At 69.4% G+C, this 255-nt stretch carries 1 protein-coding gene; it reads left to right on the forward strand.

Annotation, left to right across the window (positions count from 1 at the left end; all coding sequences use genetic code 11):
- Nucleotides 1-234 (forward strand): hypothetical protein (locus VSR82_RS40445; RefSeq protein ID WP_498858969.1); only part of this gene is annotated, 234 nt, incomplete at its 5' end.
- Between the last annotated feature and the right edge of the window lie 21 nt (nt 235-255).

The raw sequence follows: 255 nt of genomic DNA on the forward strand, positions 1-255 counted from the left end.
CCGGCGATGAACCTGTTCGACCTGAACCAGATGCGCCGCCAGCAGATGATGCCGCAGCAGGCACCGCAACAGGTTCCTCAACAGGTACCGCCGCAGGCCGTGCCGCAAGCTGGCGCGCAGACCACGACCCAACCCGTGCCGCAGACGATGCCGCAAACCATGCCGCAACCGGCCGTCGTCGAGCCGGCAAGCGGCCCGGTGTCGAGCACGGTGTCGCCGGGAGCGCGTCCGTGACGCAGATGCCCGCGCAAACCG

Source organism: Burkholderia sp. JPY481 (assembly GCF_038900515.1).
GTDB classification, from domain to species: Bacteria; Pseudomonadota; Gammaproteobacteria; order Burkholderiales; family Burkholderiaceae; genus Paraburkholderia; species Paraburkholderia youngii.